Genomic DNA, 22,914 nt, shown 5'->3' on the forward strand with positions numbered 1-22,914 from the left:
GGGCTGCCCGCACCGCCGCTACGAGCCCGGCAGCTCGACGCGGCGCTTGAAGCCCACGTGCGAGTCGACGAAGCCCAGGCGCAGGTAGAAGCGGTGGGCGTCGGTGCGGGCGGCGTCCGAGGTCAGCTGGACGAGCGGCGTGCGGAGCTCGATCGCAGCGACGTCCAGCACCCAGCGCATCAGGGCCGTGCCGATCCCCGCCGACCGCTCGGCGCTCGCCACCCGGACCGCTTCGACGAGCAGGCGGGAGCTGCCGCGGCGCGCCATCCCGGGGATCACGGTCAGCTGCAGCGTGCCGACCACGGCTCCGGCGCCGTCCACCGCGACCACGAGATCGTTGCCCGGGTCCTGCGCGATGCTCCGGAAGGCGGCCTCGTAGGCGGCCCCGTCCTCCTCGGCGGCGACGTCTCCGCGCCCGGCGCTGATCGGGTCGTCGGAGAGGAGCCGGACGATCGCGGGGAGGTCGTGGAGCACCGCGCGGCGGAGGAGGAGGCTCCTCTCCCCGGGGCCGGCGTCGCAGGGGAGGGTCAGGTCGGCGATCATGCCCTCATCCTCCCTCTGCTCCACGGCGGGAGCGGTCGTCGGAGGCGGGCAGGACGCGGCTGAGAGCGGCAGGGGGATCCTGGTGCCCGGTCCGCACGTCCACGCGCCGCGTGCCGCAGCCGGCGCAGCGGACGTACACGACGACGCCCTCGCTGGTCCGGTGGGCCGACTCGGTCGTCCAGCCGTGCTCGTGCGGATCGACGGCGGGGGCGAGCGGCTCGGAGGGGTGCGGGGAGGGTGTGGAGGTGCGCATGGGAGCCACTGTGCTGTCATGGTCTTATGCAGCTCAACCCTTACGGCGAGTACGCGGTCCTGCTCGCCGCCTCCCTCGCGAACGACTGGCCGTCCGACCGCGCGGGCATCGAGGCTCGAACGCGCGAATACGGCATGACGATGGCCTTCGAGTCCGGCCCGGACGACCACGCCCGGACGCGCGACGTGATCGACGAGTGGCTGGAAGTGGTCGACGCGCCGACTCCGAGCGGCCGGGCGACGTCGCTGAACCGCCAGATGGCCGCGATCGCCGCGTATCCGCGCCTGACCGACCACGACGACGAGGGCTGGCACCTGCACTACCGCGACCAGGACCAGTCCCTGGCGCACGTCCTCCACGCCGTCATCGCGGTCGGCACGGCGCTGCACCTGACGACCCGGGGGATGAGCCGCCTCCTGCGGTGCGAGGCCGGTCGGGCGCCGGGCGACCACTGCAGGAACCTCGTCGTCGACGTGACGCGGAACGGCCGGCAGCGGTACTGCTCCGTCCGCTGCGCGAACCGGGCCGCGGTCCGGCGGCACCGCCTGCGGCACGCGGAGTGAGTCCGTGCGGCCCCGTCACTCCGCCGCGTCGCCGCCCGGCTTCATCCAGAACGGGGAGTAGTGGTAGCCGTCGAGGTCGTCGAACTGGCGCTGGTACATGAAGGAGTAGTCGTCGGTGTCGCCGATCCGGCCTCCCGCGGCGGCGGCCCGCTCGACGAGCTCGTCGACGGCCTCGCGGCTGTCGAGGTCGAACGAGACGGTCACCTTCGAGGGGGTGCCGGGGGCGCCGATCAGCTCCTCGGTGGCGCCGACGCTCTCGTACATCGCGCGGCTCGCCAGCATGACGGACGTGTCGGGACCGATCCCGAAGCAGGAGACGTCCTCGCGGGACATCTCGGAGTTCAGGGTCCAGCCGAGCGCGGTGTAGAAGGCGGTGGCGCGCTCGACGTCGTCGACCGGGCAGGTGATGAAGAGGCTCATGCGCTCACCCTCGCCACCTGCGGGCGGGCCGTCAAGAGCTCCGCGAGGGAACTCCGGACGGCCCGCCGGGACTCAGCGGAACGACCGCAGCCGCAGGCTGTTCAGCACGACGAAGACGCTCGAGAACGCCATCGCGGCGCCGGCCACGAGCGGCCCCAGGAGTCCGGCCATCGCGAGCGGGATCGCGGCCACGTTGTAGGCGAAGGCCCAGAAGAGGTTGCCCCGGATGACCGCGAGGGTGCGGCGCCCGAGGCGCAGGGCGTCGGGCACCCGGCCGAGGTCGTCGCCGACGAGGGTGATGTCGCTCGCCTCGATCGCCGCGTCCGATCCGGCGCCCATCGCGATCCCCACGTCCGCGGCGGCCAGCGCGGCGGCGTCGTTCACACCGTCGCCGACGAAGGCGACGTGGCGGCCCTCCGCACGGAGGCGCTCGATCACGGCGAGCTTCTCCTCCGGCAGCACCTCGGCGACGACCTCGTCGATGCCGACGGCCGAGGCGACGGCCTGCGCCGCCCGCCGGTTGTCGCCGGTCAGCACCATCACCCGCAGGCCCCGCTCGCGCAGGGCGCGGACGGTGCGGGACGCCTCCGGCCTCGGCTCGTCGCGGAGGACCGCGAAGCCGCGCAGCGCCCCCTCCCAGCCGACGCCGACGACGGTGCCGCCCTCGGCGGTCGCTCGCTCGGCGCGCTCGGCGAGACCGCCCGGCGCGAAGCCCCACTGCTCCTCCAGCCAGCGCAGCCGGCCGGCGACGACCAGGCGGCCCTCGACCCGGGCGCGCACGCCGAACCCGGTGCTGGAGCGGAATCCGGTCGCCTCGGGGACGTCGAGGTGCGCGGCCCCGGCCACGATCGCTGCGGCGAGCGGATGCTCCGACCCGCGCTCGACGGCGGCGAGCATCCGCAGGCTCTCGTCGCCGCTGGACTCGACGACCTGGAACGCGCCCGTGGTGAGCGTGCCGGTCTTGTCGAGCACGACCGTGTCGATCCGGCGCCCGGCCTCGAGCACCTCCGGCCCGCGGAGGAGGATCCCGAGCTGGGAGCCGCGGCCGGTGCCGACGAGGACGGCGGTCGGGGTGGCCAGGCCCAGCGCGCACGGGCACGCGACGACGAGGACGGCGACGGCGGGAGAGACGGCGGCGGCGAGGTCGGCGCCGGCGATCAGCCAGCCGGCGAGAGTTGCCAGGGCGAGAACCACCACGACCGGCACGAAGACGGAGGAGACGCGGTCGGCGAGCCGCTGGACGCGCGCCTTGCCGGCCTGCGCGTCCGAGACGAGGCGGCCCATCCGCGCGAGCGTGGTCTCGGAGCCGACGCGGTCGACGCGGACGGTGAGCAGGCCGTGCGCGTTGAGCACTCCGCCGGTCACGGTCGAGCCGGGGCCGACCTCGACCGGCACGCTCTCGCCGGTGAGCATGCTCGCGTCGATCGCGCTCGAGCCCTCGAGCACGGTGCCGTCGGCGGCGACGGTCTCGCCGGGGCGCACGCGGAGGAGGTCGCCGACGGCGAGCGAGGACGCGGGCACGCGCTCCTCCTGCCCGTCGGCGGCGATGCGCACGGCGTCCTTCGCGCCGAGGCGGAGGAGCGCCCGGAGCGCCGCACCTGCGTCGCGCTTCGACCGCGCCTCCAGGTAGCGGCCGGCCAGCACGAGGACGGGGACGGCGGCGGCGACCTCGAGGTAGATCTCGTCGTGGCCGGAGCGGCTGCCCAGCAGCTCGAACGGCATGCTCATGCCGGGCCGCCCGGCGTCGCCGAGGAACAGAGCCCAGACCGACCAGGCGAAGGAGGCGCTGACCCCGAGGCTGATCAGGGTGTCCATGGTGGTGGAGCCGTGCCGCAGCGCCCGCCAAGCGTTGCGGTGGAAGGGCAGCGCGCCCCAGACCGCGACCGGTGAGGCGAGGGCGAGGCACAGCCACTGCCAGTTCGCGAACTGCAGCGGCGGGATCATCGAGAGCAGGACCACCGGCACGGCGAGCAGCGCGGAGACGCGGAGCCGCGTGCGCAGGGCGCGCCGCTCGCGGTCGTCGTCGCTCTGCTCCTCCTGCTCCTCCGCGGGAGCCGCCTCGCCGGTGGAGGGGACCGTCGCGCTGTAGCCCGCGGCCTCGACGGCGGCGATCGCGTCGGCCGGAGTCGTGCCGGGCGGGAGGGTCAGCGTCGCGCGCTCGAGGGCGAGGTTGACGGTCGCGTGGACTCCGGGGAGCGCGTCGAGGCGCTTCTCGACCCGCGCGACGCAGGAGGCGCAGGTCATCCCTCCGATGGCGAGCTCGAGCGGGGTGCCGGTGGTCTCGGCCACGTCAGCTCAGGGGAGCGAGGCGGTAGCCCGCGTCGGCGACGGCGGCGGCGATCTCCTCGCGGCCGAGCGGCCGGGAGGAGCCGACCGTGACGGTCGAGACCCCGTCGGGGGCGAGGGACACGTCGACCGCCGAGACCTCGGGGTAGGCGGCGAGCTCCTCGGTGACGCTGCGGACGCAGTGCTCGCAGGTCATGCCCGCGACGCCGAAGCTCTGCACGGACGCGGCCGACAGGGAGCCCTGCGTCGCGTGGCCGGCATCGGAGCGGCCGGCGTCGCCGTGGCCGCCGCACGCGCAGGCGCCGCCTCCGCCGCAGCCGCACCCTCCCGTCGATCCGCTCGCGGTCAGGCCGAGGTCGATCCTGGTGCTCATGGGTCCTCCTGTGTGGTGCGTCCGGTCCGATCCGGTCGATCGGCCCGGTGGGCGTCCGGTCGGCACGCCGGTCGCGGCATACCCCCGGGGGGTACTCCATGGTAAGCCCGCCGAGCCCTCTCGGCAAGGCGGGAGGGCGGAGGAGGGATGATCTCAGGGGCGGCTCGGAGCCGCGCGAGGAGGGAGGGGCGCATGGATCCCGCATCGACGCCGCACTGGGGCGAGCCCCCGCCGCGCACGCCGCCGGCGGTCCCGCTGCCCCCGCGCACGCGGTTCGAGCCGACCGCGCTGCTCGCCGCGCCCCTGCCCGCCCCGGCCGCCGTCCGGGCCCGGGTCCGTCAGGCCGCCCCGGAGCGGCAGCGCCGGCTGGCGGCGCTCGCCGCCGTCACCGAGGGGTTCGCCGTCCTGCGCACTCCCGAGCTCGCCCGGGCGCTGCGCCGGATCGCGGCACCCGCCTCCGCCGCGCCGGCCGCCGCCGCCGCGGTGCTGGCCGTCGGCCGCGACGGACTCGAGCTCGCCGCCGAGCGCGCAGACGCCCTGCGCATCGCCGAGTGGGATCGGATCGTGTCGGTGGGCGTCGGCACCTCGCCCTCGGGTGCCCACCGGGTCCGCGCGCTGGTCCTGGCGGTCCTCGCCCCGCCGCCCGCCTCCGCCGTCCTGCGTGCGGCGAGGCGGCGCCCGCGCACCGTCCTCGTGCCCCTGGTCGTCGCCGCCCCGGCCGCCCTCGGCTGGCGCGTGGCCGACGACCGCACGTTCCTCCTCGCTCTCGACCGCCTCCAGCGCGCCCTCGAGGAGCGTGCCCGGTGAAGGCGCGGTTCCGCTTCGCCCTCGCGGCCGTCGCCGTGCTCGGCCTGGGCCTGGCGCTGCGGTTCGTGCTCACGGGGCTGCTCGCCGACCTCGCCGGCGGAGTGGCCTACGTCGTGCTGGTGGCGCTGCTGATCGCGGTGCTCCTGCCGCGCATCCCGGGCGTGACGGCTGCCGGGATCGCGCTGGCCTGGTCGATCGCGATGGAGCAGCTGCAGGCGATCGGAGTCGCGGCGCGCCTGGTCGAGCTGTGGGCGCCGCTCCGCCTCGTCGTCGGCACCACCTTCTCCTGGCTCGACATCGCGGCCTACGTCCTCGGCGCGGTCGTCGCCGCGGCCGTGCACCTCGCCGTCGCTCCGCGCGAGCAGTCCGCCTGACGGGAGGCCGCGCCCCCCGTCTTCCGTTCGCCCGTCGGCCGGGCTGCCGCGGGGCGTCCCGGCGTCCGCCGAGGCGCCGGCCTCGCCCACCGGACCGCCGAGGTGTTCGTGCGCTCCCCGAGGCGCCGCCGTCCCCGCGGTGCCTCGCCGGCGGACGCGGTGTCTCGCCGGAGGAGCGACGCCGGCCGCCGGAGCGGCGCGGTCCCTCCGCCCCCGCGCCCCTGATTAGGGTGAAGCCATGAGCGAGCCGGCACTCCCCGAGACGACGGCCCCGCGGGCCTCGGCCCCGCACGACCACCGCCGCGACCGGCGCATCCCCGAGCCGGTCGACCGGTTCGCCACCGGCGAGGAGTACCCCGAGTACCGCGTCGACCTGGAGCGGATCCGCTTCTCGCCGTACTTCGCCCGACTCTCCGCGGTGACCCAGGTCATCTCGCCCTCGGGCGTCGGCCAGGTCGTGCACAACCGGCTCACGCACTCGATCAAGGTCACCGCGGTCGCCCGCGCGATCGCGATGCAGCTGACCACCACCGATCCCGCCCAGCGCGAGCTGGTCGAGCGGCTCGGCGGCTGCGACCCGGTGGTCGTGCAGGCCGCGGCCAGCGCGCACGACCTCGGCCACCCTCCGTTCGGCCACCTCGGCGAGCAGGCGCTCGACCGCCTCGCGCGCGAGCGGCTGGGGCTCGCGGAGGGTTTCGAGGGCAACGCGCAGTCGTTCCGGATCCTCTCCGAGCTCGACGTCTGCGAGACGGTGGAGGTGGGGCTGAACCTCACCGCCGCCTCCCGAGCCGCCGTGCTCAAGTACCCGTGGGGGCGGACGGTCCACCGCCCCGGCATCGACTCCGCCGACCCGACCGAGCTGCCCCGCGGCTCGACCGCCAGCCGGTGGGAGACCGCGCCGCCGAAGTTCTCGGCGTACACCCTCGACCTCGACGACCTGCTCGACGCCCGCTCCGGCTTCGCCGCGATCGCCCCCTGGCAGCAGACCCTCGAGTGCTCGGTGATGGACGTCGCCGACGACATCGCCTACTCGCTGCACGACCTCGACGACTTCTACCGCGCGGGAGTGCTGCAGCAGGCGGCCGTCGCCGTGGAGTTCCGCGCGTTCCTCCGCGAGCAGAACGCGCTCGCCGCCCTCGACGCCGAGGAGCTGTGGGCGCGCGCCCCCGGGCACTCGCTCGAGATGCTCCGCCGGAGGCTCGTGGCCCGCGACCCGTGGATCGCGAGCGACGAGCACTTCCGCGCCTCCGTGGAGCGGGTGTCGACCGAGCTGGTCGAGGGGCTCCTCGCGCTCCCGTTCGACGGATCGACGCGCACCGAGCGCGCGATCGAGGCGTTCGTCTCCTCCTGGATCGGCCGTCTGCAGCGCTCCGTGGTGGTGCTCGCCGAGCCGAACGTGCGCTCGGGCCACCTCTCCCTCCTCCCGGACGCCTGGCACGACGTGGCCGTGCTGAAGTTCGTGCACACCCGCTTCGTGATCGACCGGCCGGACTTCGCCACCTACCAGCGCGGCCAGTCGCAGGTGCTCGAGACGCTGGTGACCCACCTCGACGCCTGGCTGGAGGATCCGCGCGACGGCTCGCGGGCTCCGCAGAAGCTGCTCGACCTGATCGAGCTCGCGACCGACGGCTACTTCCGCCTGCGCGCCGACCATCCCGACTGGCTCCCGTCGGACGAGCGCGGCCGGCCGACCTCCGACCCGGCCGCGCTGCAGCGGCTCGGCCGGGGGCGCGGTGTGGTCGACTACGTCGCGACCCTGACCGACGAGCAGGCGATGGCGCTCGCCGCCCGCCTCCGCGGCGATCGCGAGCCGTGGGCGATGGGGACCTGACGCCCCGGCGGGTGGGTTGACACCGCGCGTCGCGTGTGGCCTCGGCGGCTCCCCACCCGTCGTTCCGGGGGAGGAGCCTCCGCCGGGCCGCCGAGGACGCGTTCCGCGACCGCCCAGCGGGCGTCCAGGAAGCGCAGCCTGAACGACAGCGTAAAATCACGGAGGCACATGCCAGGATCGACAACTCGACAGGGAGTTCCGTTGGACGGAAACGCAACGACCACGCACCGCAACGTCGCATTGCTGTCCGTCGCGACCACGCTGGCTCCGCGCGTGACCACCTCGGCCGAGATCGAGGCGCGGCTCGCTCCGGCGCTCAAGCGCCTGCGGCTCCCCACCGGGCTCCTCCAGCGCGTCGCCGGAGTGCACGAGCGCCGCAACTGGGGCTCCGAGCAGGGCTTCGACGGAGCGGCGATCGACGCGGGCAAGCGCGCTCTCGCCGAGGCCGGCGTCCGCGCCGACCAGATCGGCCTGATCATCAACACGTCGGTGACCCGCAAGCACCTCGAGCCCTCGGTCGCCGTGCGCCTGCACCACGGGCTCGGCCTGCCCTCGTCGGCCATCAACTTCGACATCGCGAACGCGTGCCTCGGCTTCGTCAACGGCATGACCCTCGCCGCGCAGCTGATCGACTCCGGACAGATCCGCTACGCGCTCATCATCGACGGCGAGGACGCCGACGAGATCCAGGTCAACACCATCGAGCGCCTGAGCCGCGAGGGCGTCAAGCGCAAGGACTTCATGAGCGAGTTCGCGAGCCTGACCCTCGGCTCCGGCGCCGCCGCGGCCGTCCTCGGCCCGGCCGACGAGCACCCCAAGGGCCACCGCATCCTCGGCGGCATCACCCGCGCGGCCACGCAGTTCAACGAGCTCTGCGTCGGCAGCGTCGACGGCATGTTCACGGACGCGAAGGCGCTGCTCAAGGGCGGCATGGAGCTCGTCCTCTCGGCGTGGAAGGAGGCCACCCGCGACTGGAACTGGAGCGGGATGGACCGCTACATCACGCACCAGGTGTCGGACGTGCACACCGACGCCCTGGTGAAGGCCGTCGGCATCGACCGCAGACGCGTCCCCACGACCTACCCCACCCTCGGCAACGTCGGCCCGGCGTCGATCCCGATCACCCTGGCCCAGGAGGCCGAGACCCTGCAGCCCGGCAACCGGGTGCTGCTCATCGGAGTGGGCTCGGGCATCAACACCGCGATGCTCGAGATCGCCTGGTGACCGCGCCCCACCCGGCCGAGCGGATCCGCGGAGCGCTCGGCTCCACGGCCGCGGCGCAGCTGCCCCCGGCCGGGCTCGACGGGCTCGATCCTGCGTGGTCGCGCCTCGTTGACGCTCCGGACGCCCAGGGCGTTCCGCGCCGCTGGCACCTGCTCGACACGGGTGAGGCCCTCGGCACGGAGCCCGTCGGCACCGTCCTCTGCGTGCACGGCAACCCCACCTGGTCCTACCTCTGGCGCCGCCTCGCGGCCGCCACGCTCGAGTCGGCCCGCAGCGGAGGCCCCGCCTGGCGGGTGGTCGCTGTCGACCAGCTCGAGATGGGCTTCTCCGAGCGGACCGGCGCCCTGCACACGCTCGCCGACCGCGTGCGCGAGCTCTCGAACCTCACCGACGTGCTCGGCCTCGACGACGTGGTCACCCTCGGCCACGACTGGGGCGGAGTCGTCTCGCTGGGCTGGGCGGTCGACCACCCGGAGCAGCTGCGCGCCACGATGCTCCTGAACACCGCGATCCACCAGAGCGCCGACGAGCCGATCCCGGCCCCGCTCCGGCTCGCGCTCGCCTCGGGTGTGCTCGGCGCCTCGACGGTCGGCACGCCGGCCTTCCTCGAGACGACCCTCGCGCTGGGGCACCCGGCGCTGCCCTCCGCGGTGAAGGAGGGGTACCGCGCGCCCTACCGGTCCGCGTCGCGCCGCGGCGGAGTGGGCGGCTTCGTCGCCGACATCCCGGTCGACTCCGCCCACCCGAGCGACCCGGAGCTGCAGCGCATCGCCGAGGGCGTCAGCGCCCTGACGACGCCGGCCCTGATGCTCTGGGGCCCGCTGGACCCGATCTTCTCCGACCGCTACCTCGACGACCTCGTCGACCGCCTCCCGCACGCGCAGGTCCACCGCTACGAGGGAGCGGGCCACCTGGTGGCCGAGGACGTCGACTACTCGTCCGCCGTCCTCACCTGGCTGGGCGACCTCTCCGACGGCGAGGAGCCGTTCGGCGGCGACCCCGCCCCCGACGTCCGCCGCCCGACCGCGCCGGTCGAGCCGCTCTGGGCGCACCTCGACCGCAACGCGCAGGACGACTCGCTCGCTCTGGTCGAGATGGCGCCTCCCGGAGGCGGCGGGCCCCGCTCGGTCTCGTGGCGCCTGCTCTCGCAGCGGGTCCGCGAGCTCGCCGCCGGGCTCCGCGCCTCCGGCGTCTCCCCGGGCGACCGCGTCTCGCTCCTCGTGCCGCCCGGTGCCGACCTGACGGCGCTGCTCTACGCGTGCCTGCGCATCGGAGCCGTCGTGGTCGTCGCCGACGCGGGCCTGGGCCTGCGCGGTCTCACCCGCGCGGTCCGCGGTGCCTGGCCGGATCTGGTGGTCGGCGCCCTGCCCGGCCTCACCGTCGCGCGGGCCCTCCGCTGGCCCGGCGGCCGGGTCTCGACGCAGACCCTGCCCCGCGCCTCCGCCTCGGCCCTCGGGGTCGACACCTCGCTCGGGCAGCTGATCGAGCTCGGCCGCGCCGAGCTGGCCGCCGACCCGGAGGCGCTGGGCGAGGCTCCCGCCGCCGACGCCGTAGCCGCGATCCTGTTCACCTCCGGCTCGACCGGCCCCGCCAAGGGCGTCGTCTACACGCACCGCCAGCTCGCCGGCGTCCGCGACGCGCTCGCCCGCCAGTACGGGATCGGACCGGGCACAGGGCTCGTCGCGGGCTTCGCGCCGTTCGCTCTGCTGGGCCCCGCGCTGGGCACGCGCTCCGCGACTCCGGACATGGACGTCACCGCGCCCCGAACGCTCACCGCGGCCGCCGTCGCCGCGGCCGCCGCCCGGGTCGACGCGACCGTGCTGTTCCTCTCGCCGGCCGCACTGGCCAACGTCGTGGCCACCGCCGACGCGCTCGACGCCGACGACCACCGCGCCCTCGCCGGCGTTCGAACCTTCCTCTCGGCCGGCGCCCCCGTCTCGGCGGGACTGCTCGGCGAGGCGCAGGCGCTCATGCCGAACGCCTCCGCCCGCACTCCCTACGGCATGACCGAGGGGCTGCTGCTCACCGACGCGTCGCTGGAGGGTATCCGCGAGGCCGCCGCCGACGACGATCCGCGCGGAGGCGTCTGCGTGGGCGTGCCCGCCGCGGGCGTCCGGCTGCGGATCGCCCCGCTCGACGCCGACGGCCGCGCCGCGGACGAGCCGGAGGAGATCGCCGGCACGACCGGCGAGATCGTCGTCTCGGCAGGTCACGTCGAGGACCACTACGAGCGCCTCTGGCTCACCGACCGTGCCGCCCGCGTCGGCGCCGTCCCGGGCGAGCGCTGGCACCGCACCGGGGACGTCGGGCGGATCGACTCCGCCGGCCGCCTCTGGGTCGAGGGCCGCATGCCGCACGTCGTCGTCACTCCCGACGGCGTGGTCACGCCGGTCGGACCGGAGCAGCGGATCGAGGCGCGCGTGGCCTCGGTCGCCCGCGCCGCGATCGTCGGAGCCGGCCCGCGCGGAGTCGCGCAGCTGGTTGCCGTGGTCGAGTTGCGCTCGGGCGCGCGCCGCGTGGTGCTGGCCGAGGAGGCCCTCGCCGCCGAGGTGCGCGCGGCCGTCGGCCGGCCCGTCGCCGCGGTGCTCGTCGTCCCGGCGCTGCCCACCGACATCCGCCACAACTCCAAGATCGACCGGGCCGCGCTCTCGCGCTGGGCCGAGGGCGTGCTCGCCGGCGGCCGGATGGTGGCGCCGTGAGGGTCCTGGTCACCGGCGCGAGCGGCCTGCTCGGCGGTGCGGTGGCCGCGGGCCTCGTCGCCCAGGGGCACGAGGTCCGCACCTTCCAGCGCCGGCCCTCCGGGGTCGCGGGCGTCGAGGAGGCGCGGGGCTCGCTGACGGATCCGCGCGCGGTCGAGGAGGCCGTCGACGCGGCCGAGGGCGTCGTGCACCTCGCCGCGAAGGTCTCGCTCGCCGGCGATCCGGGCGACTTCGACCGCGTGAACGTCGACGGCACCCGGCGTCTGCTCGCCGCCGCCGCCCGCGCCGGCGTGAGCCGCTTCGTCCAGATCTCGTCGCCCTCCGTCGCCCACTCCGGCTCCTCGATCACCGGCGACGACGCCGAGCCCGCCGATCCGGACCGGGCCCGCGGCGACTACGCGCGCACCAAGGCCCGGGCCGAGCTGCTGGCCCTCGCGGCCGACGCCCCCGGCTTCGCGGTGGTCGCCGTGCGCCCGCACCTGGTCTGGGGCCCGGGCGACACCCAGCTCGTCGCCCGCATCGTCGAGCGGGCGCGCGCCGGCCGGCTGCCGCTCCTCGGGCACGGCCAGGCGCTGATCGACTCCACATACATCGACAACGCCGCCTCGGCGATCGTCGCCGCTCTCGGGCGGGCGGAGGAGGTGCACGGCCGCTCCTACGTCGTCACCAACGGCGAGCCGCGCCCGGTCGCCGAGCTGCTCGCCGGGATCTGCCGCGCCTCGGGCGTCGAGCCGCCGCGCTGGTCCGTCCCCGCCTCCGTCGCCCGCGTCGCGGGCTCGCTCGTCGAGCGCGCGTGGGCCGTGCGGCCCGGCGCCGACGAGCCGCCGATGACCCGCTTCCTCGCCGAGCAGCTCTCGACCGCGCACTGGTTCGACCAGCGCCGCACTCGCGCCGATCTGCAGTGGAGCCCGTCGGTCACCCTCGACGAGGGCCTGGCCCGTCTGTCCGCCGCGCGCTGAGGCGCCGGCTCCCGAGACGGAGGAACGGACGGGACTCCGTCGCCGAGGCGAGGGGGTCCCGTCCGTCCGGGGCTCCCGCGACGGATCGCGGGAGGGGAGCCGAGGTCAGTCGGCGAGGATGAGGTACAGCGCGCGACGGGTCTCGTCGAGCTTGGCGGAGGCGGCGGCGCGCTGCGCCTCGGTCGCTCCGCGGAACTGCTGCACGACGCCCATCAGCTTGCCGACGTTCTCCATGAAGGCGCGATCGGCGTCGCTCGCGCCGGGAGTGGCCTCCCAGGCCGCGTCGAGCTCGTCGGCGTGCTCGCGCACGTAGGTGCCGCCCGCGTCCGTGAGCTGGTACTCGGTGCCGCGGCCCTCGCCGACGGCCGTGATGAGGCCCTCGTCGACGAGCTGCTGGAGGGTGGGGTAGACGGAGCCGGGGCTGGGACGCCACGATCCGTTCGTCTTCTCGGCGATGGCCTTGATCAGGCCGTAGCCGTTCGAGGACTTCTCGGAGAGGAGGGAGAGGAGGGCCGCGCGGACGTCACCGCGTCGGGCGCGTCCTCCGCCGCGGCCGAAGGGGCCGCCGATGCCGGGGCCGAAGCCCGGGCCGAAGCCGAAGCCGGGCCCGAAGCCGCGGCCGTGACCGCCGGGTCCGCGGCGCTGTCCGCGGCCGGGGTGCTCGTGGCGGGAGGAGTGGTCGCCGTCGCAGGAGTCGCGGCGGTCGTCGGAGAAGAAGGTCCTGGAGTTCATGGGTGTGCTGCTCTCTGTCGTGAGGGGATCCCTTTCGATCGGATCCGGTCGCCCGTCGGGAGCGGCTGCTTCCGATCTGTCGGCGATGCAGTAACGATATATCGGTGAAGGATCGGATGTCAACACCTGGATTGCCCGTAGCCTGGGAGCTCCCCGTCGATCGAGAGGTCCCGCATGCCGCTTCCCGACTCCGAGCTCGAGGCGTACCTCGACTCCTCCCTCCTCGCCGGGGACGTCCTCACCGGCCGCGCGAGCAACCTCGGCAACCTCCGCGGCCTCGCCGCCCGCGAGCCCGCGCACCTCTACGGGGTGGACGTGGCGGAGGACTGGACGTTCGAGAGACTGCTCGCGCTGATGGGGGAGCGCGTGGGGATCAGCACCGACCCCTCCTTCGAGAGCGGGCAGGACCGGATCGACGCCCGCCTGACGGTCGCGGGGCTCGCCCGCTACCGCGAGCGGTTCGCCGCCGCTGTCCGCGAGGGGGCGCTCCTCCTGTTCGCCACCGCGCACCCCGCGACCCTGATGGACGTCTACCGCCGCTTCGCTGCTGCCGCGACGGAGCGGGGCGCCCGCGTGATCGACGTGAACGCGCTCCCGTTCGCCGCCCCCGACGGCATCCGCGTGCCTCTCGCGGACGAGCACCAGGCCCTGTGGTGCACCGGCGGGGTCACCTGCGTCTACCGCGGGGGAGGGCTGCAGCACACGCACTCGCCGGAGCCGATGGACGCGCTGCTCGACCGCCTCGACGAGCTCGGCGTCCGCCCCGACCTGGTCGTCGCCGACCACGGCTTCGCGGGCGCGGCCGGCCGGCGGGGGCTGCCGGTCATCGCGATCGCCGACTGCAACGACCCGGCGGTGTTCGTCGCCGAGGCGCAGGGCTCGATCGAGGTGGTCGTCCCGATCGACGACGGGCTGGCCGTCCACCTCTACGAGCCGGTGATCGACTTCGTCCTCCGCGCCCTCTCGGAGCCCGCGCGCACCTGACGGCTCGTAGAATCGCCTTCGGCTCGTCGCGATCCCGGATCCGACGGGCCGACCGTTTTCCCGAGTCCCCGCACTCGCCACCACTGCAGACGGAGCATCCGTGACCCAGCCCCACGACGGCCTCCTCCCGCGCTTCGCCGTCGGCGTCGACATCGGGGGGACGTCGATCAAGGCGTCCCTCGTCGACGTCACCACAGGCGAGCGGGCGGCTCGGCGCTTCGCGGTCGCGAACCCGCTGGGCAAGGAGCCCGAGGACTTCGCTGAGGCGATCGCCGGCATCGTCCGGGACGTCTCGCCGATCGCGGGCACGCCCGTGGGCGTCGGCTTCCCCGGGATCGTCCGCGGCGGCGTCGTCCGCCAGACCACCCACGTCTCGCAGCGCTGGGTCGGGCTCGACGCGCAGGCCCTCCTCTCGGAGGCGACCGGGGTCGACGTCGTCGTCGTCAACGACGCGGACGCGGCAGGAGTCGCCGAGCGCGAGTTCGGGGCCATGCGCGGACGCGAGGGCCTCCTCCTGCTGACCACCCTCGGCACCGGCATCGGGACGGCGCTCGTCCACGAGGGCGTGGTGATCCCCAACTCCGAGCTCGGTCACCTGCACATCGACGGTCCCGACTTCGAGCCGCAGGTCGGCTTCTCGGCCGTCCGCCGCGAGGGCATCACCCTCGAGGAGTGGGCGGGTCGCCTCAGCGTCTACTACCGACACCTCGAGATGCTGCTCTCGCCGCAGCTGTTCGTGATCGGCGGCGCGGCGGCGCACGTCTTCGACGAGTTCGCCCGCTTCCTCGACATCGGCACCGAGATCGTCCCCGCCCGCTTCGGCAACGACGCCGGATTCACGGGCGCCGCGATGGTCGCCGTCTCGCCCGACCGCCTCGCGCCCTGGTACCGCTCCACCCGCGGCGCCCGCCTCGACCCCGGGGCCCCCGCCATCGCAGACTGACCCCCTCCCTGCACTGAGGGAATCCCGACCCGTCGTGGCATTCCGAAGGCGCTGGGTCCCCCGACGGTCCGGAGTTCCCTCAGCGGGCCGTCAGGCCGCGATAGACGGCGTCCAGCCGGGCGGCGGCGGCCGGCCAGGAGTGGGCGGCCGCCCAGTCGACGCCGCCGCGGCCGAGACGCGCCAGCTCACCGCGCGAGCCCAGCAGGGTCTGGATCGCCTCGGCCCACGCCGCGGGGGAGTCGGAGTCGAGCAGCACGCCGCTCCCGCCGTCGCGCACCGCGTCCACCAGGCCGGTCGTCCTGCGCGCGAGCACGGGAGTGCCGCTGCCGGCCGCCTCGAGCGCGATGAGCCCGAAGGTCTCGGCCGCCGAGGGCACGAGCGCCAGCCGCGCGCTCCGGAGCCGCTCCGCCACCCGGTCGCGGTCGGCTGCCCCCTCGATCAGCACTCGATCTCCCATCGGAGCCGCCGCGGCGCGCACCGCGTCGAGGTAGGACTCCCGGCCCGGTGCCGCCCCGCCCACCAGCCGCAGCACCGGCCGCTCCGCCGGCGCCATCGCCGCGAGCGCCTCGACCGCCAGCAGCTGGCCCTTGAGCGGCTGCACCCGGCCGACCAGGACGACTCCGGAGCGCTCGCCGCCGCCCGGGCGGAACCGCGCGTCGACTCCGGGCGGCACCACGACGACCCGGTGCGGATCCGCGCCGTACCCGCTGACGACGTCCTCCCGCTCCGAGGCGCCCGCCACCACGATCGCGTCGGCGGAGGCGAGCACGGAGCGCTCCGCGTCGATCCGCTGCTGCGGCTCCGCGACGTCGCCCGGGGCGAGGCGGGCGTTCTTCGCGAGCGAGCCCGAGTGCATCGAGTGCACGTGCGGCCGGCCGGTGAGCGCCCCCGCGAGGCCCGACACCCAGTAGTGCGAGTGCACGACGTCGGCCCCCTCCGCGGCGCGCGCGAACTCCGGCGCCGCGGCCGCCAGCGCGTACTTGTCGCCCGCAGGCACCGGCACGCCGACCACTCGCACACCCGGCGCGAGCCTCCGGACGCCCTCGCCGCGGGTCAGCACCTCGATCTCCCAGCCGAGCGCCGCCAGCTCCGGGAGCACCGCCGCGAGGTACACGTTCATCCCGCCCGCGTCGCCCGTCGACGGCTGCTCGAGCGGGGAGGTGTGCGCCGAGACGACGGCCAGACGGGGCATCCCTCCATCGTAGGGACGGCCGTGCGTCCTCCACGGATCCCGGCCCGCGGCTCGCAGCGCCTCCGGAATCGGGTTGAATAGACGGATGCGCTCGTTCGAGCGCGGAGAGCGTGAGGTCCATGGCCCGCCAGAGTCCCCCCGGTGAGGTGCTGCCGTCGGCCGCACCCGGGCCGGTGACCGCCGGCCACGAGCCCTTCTCCGAGCAGGACATCCGCGCCCTCGTCGGAACCGCCGCCGTCGAGAAGGGCACCGCGTACGCGGACGAGGGCCGTGTGCGCGAGCTGCAGTGGTTCGGCGGCCGCACCCGCCTCTTCGGCCAGGTCCGCGGATCCGGGCGCTCGCCGTACGCCGTGAGCGTGCAGCTCCGCGACGAGGGCGAGCACTGGACCCTCCTCGGCGGCGCCTGCAGCTGCCCGGTCAAGCACGAGTGCAAGCACGTCGCCGCCGTTCTCATCGAGGCCCTGCGCCGCGAGCGCGAGGGCGGAGTGGCCGGTCCCTTCCCGGGCGAGGCCGCTGTCGACGCCGTCCCCGAGTGGCGCAGCGCGCTCGCCCCGCTCCTCGCCGGCGCGGAGCGCTCGCACACCGGCATCCCGCTCGGCCTGCAGTTCGAGCTGCTGCCCGGCGAGCCCGTGCGTCGCCCGCCCGGTCGCTACAACTCCTACCGGCCGCCGCCCGAGCCGCGCCCGCGCCTGGGCGTGCGCCCGGTGCGGATGGGCGACCGCGATCGCTGGGTCCGCACCGGCACCAGCTGGCGCGACCTCGGCTACCTGCACTACAGCCACGACTACGACGAGCGCCAGATCGACGTGATCCGCGAGATGCAGGGCCTGCTGTCCGGGCACAGCGCCTCCAGCTACTACTCGCCCGACACCTGGCTCTACCTCGACCAGTGCCGAAGCGAGGCGATCTGGGCGGCCCTGCACGGAGCCGTCCGCGCGGGCATCGGCCTGGTGATGGGCGACCGCGACCAGACGCCGCTGAAGATCCTCGACACGACGGCCACCGCCTCCATCGACGTCACGCGCACCGCCGCCGGCCTCGAGCTGCGCTCGCTCGTCGCGATCGGCGACCACCCGGCGCCCGAGGAGTTCGGCTTCATCGGCGACCCGGCCGTCGGCCTCTACACGTGGGAGGGCGGCGACGAGATGCGCGCCCGCCCGGTCACGCTCATCCCGTTCGCCGCGCCGCTGCTGTCCTCCGCGCGCACGTTCCTCTGGAGCCGCGAGGCCATCCGCATCCCGGTGGCCGAGGAGTCGGCGTTCCTCACCGAGCACTACCAGCGGCTGCACCGGCTGTTCGACATCGTCTCCCGCGACGGCTCCTTCGAGGCGCCCGCGGTGCCCGAGCCGCGCCTCGGCCTCACCCTCGAGCACACCGACGGCGCGGGCCTGCGCGGCTCGTGGTGGTGGCGCTACGGAGTGGAGGGAGCGCGCGGCGGCGTGGACGCCGAGCGGCTCCCGCTGCGGGTCGGCGAGGACGCGGGCTACCGCGACCCCGAGGCCGAGCAGCGGATCCTCGACTCCCTCGTGGGAGCGGGTCTCGACCCGGAGTCGACGCCCGCCCTGGTGTCCCCGTCGAGCAGGCGCCTGCGCCCCACCTTCGACCTGCGCGGCATGCAGACCGTCGGCTTCCTCACCGGCGAGGTCGAGCGGCTCCGCGAGCTCGGCACCGTCGAGATCGAGGAGATCGGCGAGCGCGTCGAGTACCGCGAGGCGCAGACCGCGCCCGTGGTCGCCGTGCAGACCGTCGCCCAGCCCGACAGCCGCGACTGGTTCAACCTCGAGATCTCCGTCACCGTCAACGACGAGGCGGTCCCGCTGGCCGAGATCTTCCTCGCGCTCGCCCGCGGCGACGAGTACATGGTGCTGCCGAGCGGCGTCTACTTCGCCCTCGACGACGAGCGGTTCGGCCGCCTCCGCGAGCTGATCGCCGAGGCCCGCGAGCTCTCGGACGACCCCGGCGAGACCCTGCGGATCAGCCGGTTCCAGTCCTCCCTCTGGGACGAGCTGGTCGAGCTGGGCGTCGTGGAGGCCCAGGCCGCCGCGTGGCGCCGCTCCGTGGAGGGGCTCTCCGGCTTCACCGCGACCGGTGCGCTGGAGTCGCGGGTCCTGCCCGAGGGCTTCGCCGTGGAGCTGCGGCCCTACCAGCAGCTCGGCTACGACTGGCTCTCGTTCCTCTACGACAACCAGCTCGGCGGCGTGCTCGCCGACGACATGGGCCTGGGCAAGACCGTGCAGTCCCTCGCCCTGGTCACCCGGGTGATGCAGGAGCAGCGCGCCGCGGCCGCGGAGGCGGGCACCTCGCCGCGCCCGTTCCTCGTCGTCGCGCCCACCAGCGTGGTGCCCAACTGGGTCGGCGAGGCCAAGCGCTTCGCCCCGGACCTCCGCGTCGTCGGGATCGACGAGACGTCGAAGAAGAAGCGGAAGGCGCTCTCCAGCGTCATCGGCGAGGCCGAGCTGGTCGTCACCTCCTACGCCCTGTTCCGGCTCGACTACGAGTCGTACTCGGGCATCCAGTGGTCGGGGCTCCTCCTCGACGAGGCGCAGTTCGTCAAGAACCGCCAGTCGGCGACGCACCAGCTCGCGCGCCGGCTCGACGTGCCCTTCAAGCTCGCCATCACGGGAACGCCGATGGAGAACAACGTGATGGAGCTCTGGTCGCTGCTGTCGATCGTCGCTCCGGGCCTGTTCCCCTCGCCCGCCGGGTTCGTCGAGTTCTACCAGAAGCCGATCGAGCGCGAGGCCGACAGTGAGAAGCTCTCGCAGCTGCGGCGGCGCATCCGCCCGCTGATGCTGCGGCGCACCAAGGAGCTCGTCGCCAAGGAGCTGCCGCCCAAGCAGGAGCAGACCCTCGAGGTCGAGCTCGGCCCGAAGCAGCGGAAGGTCTACGACACGTACCTGGCGCGGGAGCGGCAGCGCGTGCTGGGCCTGATCGGCGACTTCGAGAAGAACCGCTTCGCGATTTTCCGCGCGCTGACCGTGCTGCGCCAGGTCGCGCTCGACGCGGCACTGGTCGACGAGGCGCACGAGAGCGTGCCCTCCACCAAGCTCGACCTGCTCGACGAGCTGCTGGGCGACGCACTCGGCGAGGGGCACCGCGTGCTGGTGTTCAGCCAGTTCACGCGGTTCCTCGGCCGGGTCCGCGGGCGGCTGGACGCGGCGGGCATCGAGTACGCCTACCTCGACGGAGCGACGAAGAAGCGCGACGAGGTCATCGAGCGGTTCCGCTCGGGCGCGGCGGGCGTGTTCCTGATCTCGCTCAAGGCCGGCGGCTTCGGGCTCAACCTCACCGAGGCCGACTACTGCATCCTGCTCGACCCGTGGTGGAACCCCGCCACCGAGTCGCAGGCGGTCGACCGCGCGCACCGCATCGGCCAGACCCGCTCGGTCATGGTCTACCGCCTGGTCGCGAAGGACACGATCGAGGAGAAGGTGATGGCCCTCAAGGAGGCGAAGGCCGCGCTCTTCGCCGCGGTCATGTCGGACGACGGCGCGGCGGCCACCGGCGGGATCACCGCCGAGGACGTGCGCGAGCTGCTGGGCTGAGCGCCGCCGCTACTCGCGCACCTGCTCCAGCAGGGTCGTGACGGCGGCGCGGGTGTCGGCGGCGAGCCGTCCGAGGCGGTGCGCGGCACGGATCGACACCGGCCGGTACGGGTGCACGAGCCGCCGGGCCGCCGTGCAGGGCAGCGCGAACGCCGCGACGACGCCCGCGTCGATCCCGTCGAGTCCGCCGTCGTCCCGGCCGAAGACGAGCTCCCGGCCCTCGCGCGCGAGAGCCTCCGGCAGGTCGGCCTCGCCGATCGGGAGGCGCAGCACGGCGAGCAGGCCGGCCGCCTGCACCCGGCGCGGCAGCGGGCGTCCGAGGCGTCCCGCCGCGTGCACCGTGAAGAAGTCGGCCTGCCGCTCGAGGATGCCCGTGACCGTCTCGGCGAGGCGCTCCATCTCGGGGTGCAGCGAGAGCCGGGCGAGCCGGCGGTAGCCGTGCACCGCGACCCGGGCGTCCACCGCGAGGGCCAGCGCGACGGGGCCGGCGAGGGAGGCCGCGGCGCGGTCGAGGAGCGGGCGCGACCTCACCGTCGGCTCCGGCGGGCGGACGCCGATGCCGCGGATCTGCGGCGAGGCCGCGAGCACCTCGCCCAGGGCGTCGGCGATCCGGTGCCGCTCGGCGGCCCAGACGGACGCGAACGCGCGGACCTGCTCGTCGGGGTGGGCGCGCGCGAGGGGGAGCACGCGGGCCACGGTGGCGTGCTCGATCGCCCGCAGGTACGCGGTGGCGACGATGGCCTCGCGGTCCAGCGGCACCTCCTCGAACTCGCGCACTGAGAAGTGCTCGCGCAGGGCGCCGTGCGCGCTGCGGTGGTGGTCCTCGAGGTCGAACGGTTCCGCGATGCCCACGTCGTGCTCCTCCGCTAGTCCGGTCCCTCCATCCTGGGCCCCCGGTGCGAGAGGCGGAAGAGCACGCGCCCATCCCTGGGACACTGGGAGCCGGTCATCAGGCGGCCGGGGGAGCAGGGCGGGATGAGCGGGGCCCGGACCTCGGCGATCGGCGCCGTCCTCCTCGCCGCCGTCTGCTTCGGCACGACGGGGACCGCCCAGGCCCTCGGAGCGGCGGGCGTGGATCCGCTCCTCCTCGGGGCGGCGCGCATCGTCCTCGGCGGCGCCCTGCTGGCCGCTCTCCTCGGCGTGGAGGCTCTGCGCCGGCGGAGCCGCTCCCGCCCGACCCGCGCCGTCGTGCTGCTCGTCGTGCTCGGAGCGGTCGGCGTCGCCGCGTACCAGCCCGCCTTCTTCACCGGCACCGCGCAGAACGGCGTCGCGGTCGGTACGATCGTCGCCCTCGGCTCCGCTCCCGCCTTCACCGGCCTGCTGGAGTGGCTCGTCCTGCGGACGACCCCGGGCCCGCGCTGGTTCGCCTCGACCGCGCTCGCCGCGGTCGGCGTGGTGCTCCTCAGCGGCGGCGGATCCGGCGGCGTGACGCTCCCCGGCCTCGCCGCCTCGGCCGGCGCCGGTGCCTCCTACGCGCTCTACGCCGTCTGCGGCAAGCTGCTGCTCGAGCGCGGGCTCAGCCCCGTCGCCGCCATGGGAGCCCAGTTCGGAGCCGCGGCGCTGCTCGCGCTCCCGTTCCTGCTGCTGGGCGATCCGTCGCGACTCTCCGGCTCGATCCCGGCCGTGCTCTGGCTCGGAGTGGTGACGGTCGCCGTGGCCTACACCTTCTTCGCGCGCGGCCTGCGAGCGCTGCCCGCGGCGACCGTCTCGACGCTCACCCTCCTGGAGCCGGCGACCGCGACCCTCCTCGGCGTGGCGGTGCTGGGCGAGCGGCTGACCGCGGGAGCTGTCCTGGGCATCGCGGTGCTGGTGGCGGCGGTGCTGCTGCTGGGGGTGCGGGGGCGCGGCCGTTCCGGTGCGCGGAGAGAGGCGCCGGCGCGCTCCGCGGAGTAGCGTCGACTCCCACCGACCCGACGACGAGGCGGAGCGCATGACCAACCCGTGGCTGGCCCGCCCTGGCAGCGGTCGGCGGCGCGCGCTGGTCGAGGAGTCGTGGGAGCGCGCGCGGCGGCGGCGCCTCGATCCGGACCGGCTGACGGCACCGCTCTCGTTCTCGGGAGACGACCTCCGCGAATACCGCACCGGGCATCCGCTCGCCTCGGTCCTCCCGGTGATCCGCCGCCTGCTGGTGCGCGACGCCGACGAGGACAGCGGCGTGCTGGTCGCGGTGGGCGACGCGCTCGGGCGGCTGCTCTGGATCGACGGGGACCAGCACCTCAAGAGCCTCGCCGAGGGGATGTCGTTCGTCGAGGGCGCCGCGTGGGCCGAGCCCGACGTCGGGACGTCCGCGCCGGGGACGGCCCTCGTGCTCGATCACGGCGTGCAGATCCACGGCGCCGAGCACTTCGCCTCGCTCGTGCACCCGTGGAGCTGCACCGCCGTCCCCGTGCACGACCCCGAGACGCACGAGATCCTCGGAGTGATCGACATCACCGGAGGCGCCGACGTCGTCGCCCCGCAGACCCTCCCGCTGATGGAGGCGACCGCCGCCGCCGTCGAGAGCGAGCTGATGGTGCAGCGGCTCCTCCGCCCGCGGCGGCCCGCTGCACGGAGCACGGCGGCGGCCCGGGCGCCGAGCCTGCGGGTCCTCGGGCGCGAGACGGGCCTGGTGACGGCCGCCGGAGCGACGCTCGAGCTCAGCAGCCGGCACGCCGAGATCCTGACCCTGCTCGCCTGGCACCGGGCCGGGCTCTCGGCCGAGCAGCTCGCCCTCCTGCTCCACGGCCGGGACGACGCGGTGGTCACCGTCCGCGCCGAGATGGTGCGGCTGCGCCGCGCGCTCGAGCCGACCCTCCCGCGCCTGGTGCCCCTCTCGCGCCCCTACCGCCTGGCGAGCCCGGTCGACCTCGACGCCCGCCAGGTGCTCGGCCTGCTCGACCGCGGCTCCCACCGCCTCGCCCTGGACGCCTACCGGGGTGCGCCGCTGCCCTCGTCCGAGGCGCCGGGGATCCGGGCGATCGCCGGCGAGCTGCGCCTGCGGGTGCGGGCGAGCGTCCTCGCCGATGCGGCGCCCGCGACCCTCCTCGCCTGGGCGGAGGGCCCGGACGGCCGCGACGACGCGGAGGTGTGGCGGGAGCTCCTGCGCGTCCTCCCGCCCCGCTCGCCGCGGCGTGCCGGTGTCGCCGCGCACCTCGAGACGATCGAGGCGGAGCAGCGCTGAGCCGTTCCGGTCGCTCCCGGGAGTGC

At 75.1% G+C, this 22,914-nt stretch carries 20 protein-coding genes; 12 read left to right on the forward strand and 8 right to left on the reverse strand.

The genetic code is table 11. The features are described 5' to 3' along the window. Positions 1 to 18: 18 nt before the first annotated feature. Together C5C95_RS01035 and C5C95_RS01040 are read right to left on the reverse strand one after the other, a co-directional pair. Complete coding sequence (locus C5C95_RS01035) at positions 19 to 543, reverse strand: GNAT family N-acetyltransferase (protein WP_104225943.1); 525 nt, start codon at positions 541 to 543, stop codon at positions 19 to 21. A gap of 4 nt (positions 544 to 547) precedes the next feature. Next, positions 548 to 796, reverse strand: coding sequence for a hypothetical protein (locus C5C95_RS01040; RefSeq protein ID WP_104224177.1), 249 nt, complete (start codon positions 794 to 796; stop codon positions 548 to 550). A gap of 26 nt (positions 797 to 822) precedes the next feature. Between C5C95_RS01040 and C5C95_RS01045 the strand changes: the two genes are divergently transcribed. Beyond that, positions 823 to 1,359, forward strand: a complete 537-nt coding sequence (locus tag C5C95_RS01045; RefSeq protein ID WP_104323606.1) for a CGNR zinc finger domain-containing protein — start codon at positions 823 to 825, stop codon at positions 1,357 to 1,359. A gap of 15 nt (positions 1,360 to 1,374) precedes the next feature. Here the strand turns inward: C5C95_RS01045 and C5C95_RS01050 are convergent, their stop codons facing one another. The 3 genes from C5C95_RS01050 to C5C95_RS17750 all read right to left on the reverse strand — a co-directional run bounded on the left by C5C95_RS01050 (position 1,375) and on the right by C5C95_RS17750 (position 4,438). Further along, positions 1,375 to 1,779, reverse strand: coding sequence for a VOC family protein (locus C5C95_RS01050; RefSeq protein ID WP_104224179.1), 405 nt, complete (start codon positions 1,777 to 1,779; stop codon positions 1,375 to 1,377). Positions 1,780 to 1,851: 72 nt separating this feature from the next. Next, complete coding sequence (locus C5C95_RS01055; protein WP_258072603.1) at positions 1,852 to 4,068, reverse strand: cation-translocating P-type ATPase; 2,217 nt, start codon at positions 4,066 to 4,068, stop codon at positions 1,852 to 1,854. A gap of 1 nt (position 4,069) precedes the next feature. Next, positions 4,070 to 4,438, reverse strand: coding sequence for a heavy-metal-associated domain-containing protein (locus tag C5C95_RS17750; protein WP_104323607.1), 369 nt, complete (start codon positions 4,436 to 4,438; stop codon positions 4,070 to 4,072). A gap of 192 nt (positions 4,439 to 4,630) precedes the next feature. On the opposite strand from C5C95_RS17750, the gene C5C95_RS17260 reads away from it, so the two are divergent. The 6 genes from C5C95_RS17260 (at position 4,631) to C5C95_RS01085 (ending at position 12,332) form a co-directional block, all read left to right on the forward strand. Then, positions 4,631 to 5,245 (forward strand): hypothetical protein, encoded by a 615-nt coding sequence (locus C5C95_RS17260; RefSeq protein ID WP_181067801.1) that lies wholly within the window; start codon positions 4,631 to 4,633, stop codon positions 5,243 to 5,245. After that, positions 5,242 to 5,619, forward strand: coding sequence for a DUF2809 domain-containing protein (locus tag C5C95_RS17265; RefSeq protein WP_104262387.1), 378 nt, complete (start codon positions 5,242 to 5,244; stop codon positions 5,617 to 5,619). Before C5C95_RS17260 ends, C5C95_RS17265 begins: the two co-directional genes overlap by 4 nt. A gap of 238 nt (positions 5,620 to 5,857) precedes the next feature. Further along, the gene (locus C5C95_RS01070) at positions 5,858 to 7,450 is read left to right on the forward strand and encodes a deoxyguanosinetriphosphate triphosphohydrolase family protein (protein ID WP_104224182.1); all 1,593 of its coding nucleotides are present in this window, start codon (positions 5,858 to 5,860) and stop codon (positions 7,448 to 7,450) included. A gap of 168 nt (positions 7,451 to 7,618) precedes the next feature. Next, the gene (locus C5C95_RS01075; RefSeq protein WP_104323609.1) at positions 7,619 to 8,674 is read left to right on the forward strand and encodes a 3-oxoacyl-ACP synthase III; all 1,056 of its coding nucleotides are present in this window, start codon (positions 7,619 to 7,621) and stop codon (positions 8,672 to 8,674) included. Further along, the gene (locus tag C5C95_RS01080) at positions 8,671 to 11,373 is read left to right on the forward strand and encodes an alpha/beta fold hydrolase (protein WP_258072604.1); all 2,703 of its coding nucleotides are present in this window, start codon (positions 8,671 to 8,673) and stop codon (positions 11,371 to 11,373) included. Before C5C95_RS01075 ends, C5C95_RS01080 begins: the two co-directional genes overlap by 4 nt. Further along, the gene (locus tag C5C95_RS01085) at positions 11,370 to 12,332 is read left to right on the forward strand and encodes an NAD(P)-dependent oxidoreductase (protein ID WP_104323610.1); all 963 of its coding nucleotides are present in this window, start codon (positions 11,370 to 11,372) and stop codon (positions 12,330 to 12,332) included. The genes C5C95_RS01080 and C5C95_RS01085 overlap by 4 nt, the downstream gene beginning before the upstream one ends. 105 nt (positions 12,333 to 12,437) lie before the next feature. Here the strand turns inward: C5C95_RS01085 and C5C95_RS01090 are convergent, their stop codons facing one another. Then, the gene (locus C5C95_RS01090; protein ID WP_104287704.1) at positions 12,438 to 13,064 is read right to left on the reverse strand and encodes a PadR family transcriptional regulator; all 627 of its coding nucleotides are present in this window, start codon (positions 13,062 to 13,064) and stop codon (positions 12,438 to 12,440) included. Positions 13,065 to 13,238: 174 nt separating this feature from the next. Between C5C95_RS01090 and C5C95_RS01095 the strand changes: the two genes are divergently transcribed. Continuing rightward, complete coding sequence (locus C5C95_RS01095; RefSeq protein ID WP_104261467.1) at positions 13,239 to 14,048, forward strand: phosphatase; 810 nt, start codon at positions 13,239 to 13,241, stop codon at positions 14,046 to 14,048. 100 nt (positions 14,049 to 14,148) lie between these two features. Next, positions 14,149 to 14,991 carry an ROK family protein gene (locus tag C5C95_RS01100; protein WP_244229583.1) on the forward strand — a complete coding sequence of 281 codons (843 nt, stop codon included), beginning with the start codon at positions 14,149 to 14,151 and terminating at the stop codon, positions 14,989 to 14,991. A gap of 79 nt (positions 14,992 to 15,070) precedes the next feature. Here the strand turns inward: C5C95_RS01100 and C5C95_RS01105 are convergent, their stop codons facing one another. Continuing rightward, positions 15,071 to 16,183 (reverse strand): glycosyltransferase, encoded by a 1,113-nt coding sequence (locus tag C5C95_RS01105; protein ID WP_146087032.1) that lies wholly within the window; start codon positions 16,181 to 16,183, stop codon positions 15,071 to 15,073. Positions 16,184 to 16,302: 119 nt separating this feature from the next. Here C5C95_RS01105 and C5C95_RS01110 point away from each other — a divergent pair, with 119 nt between their 5' ends. Beyond that, a complete protein-coding gene (locus C5C95_RS01110) occupies positions 16,303 to 19,728 on the forward strand; it encodes a DEAD/DEAH box helicase (RefSeq protein WP_104224188.1) in 3,426 nt (1,141 codons plus the stop codon). Positions 19,729 to 19,737: 9 nt separating this feature from the next. Here the strand turns inward: C5C95_RS01110 and C5C95_RS01115 are convergent, their stop codons facing one another. Next, positions 19,738 to 20,580, reverse strand: a complete 843-nt coding sequence (locus tag C5C95_RS01115; protein ID WP_104323612.1) for a hypothetical protein — start codon at positions 20,578 to 20,580, stop codon at positions 19,738 to 19,740. A gap of 123 nt (positions 20,581 to 20,703) precedes the next feature. Between C5C95_RS01115 and C5C95_RS01120 the strand changes: the two genes are divergently transcribed. Next, positions 20,704 to 21,621: a DMT family transporter gene (locus C5C95_RS01120; protein WP_104323613.1), complete on the forward strand. Its 918-nt coding sequence runs from the start codon at positions 20,704 to 20,706 to the stop codon at positions 21,619 to 21,621. A gap of 37 nt (positions 21,622 to 21,658) precedes the next feature. Continuing rightward, on the forward strand, positions 21,659 to 22,888 hold the full coding sequence (locus tag C5C95_RS01125) for a GAF domain-containing protein (RefSeq protein WP_104233439.1): 1,230 nt from the start codon (positions 21,659 to 21,661) through the stop codon (positions 22,886 to 22,888). The last annotated feature ends 26 nt before the right edge of the window (positions 22,889 to 22,914 follow it).

This window comes from Rathayibacter sp. AY1B7, assembly GCF_002932735.1.
Lineage (GTDB): Bacteria > Actinomycetota > Actinomycetes > Actinomycetales > Microbacteriaceae > Rathayibacter.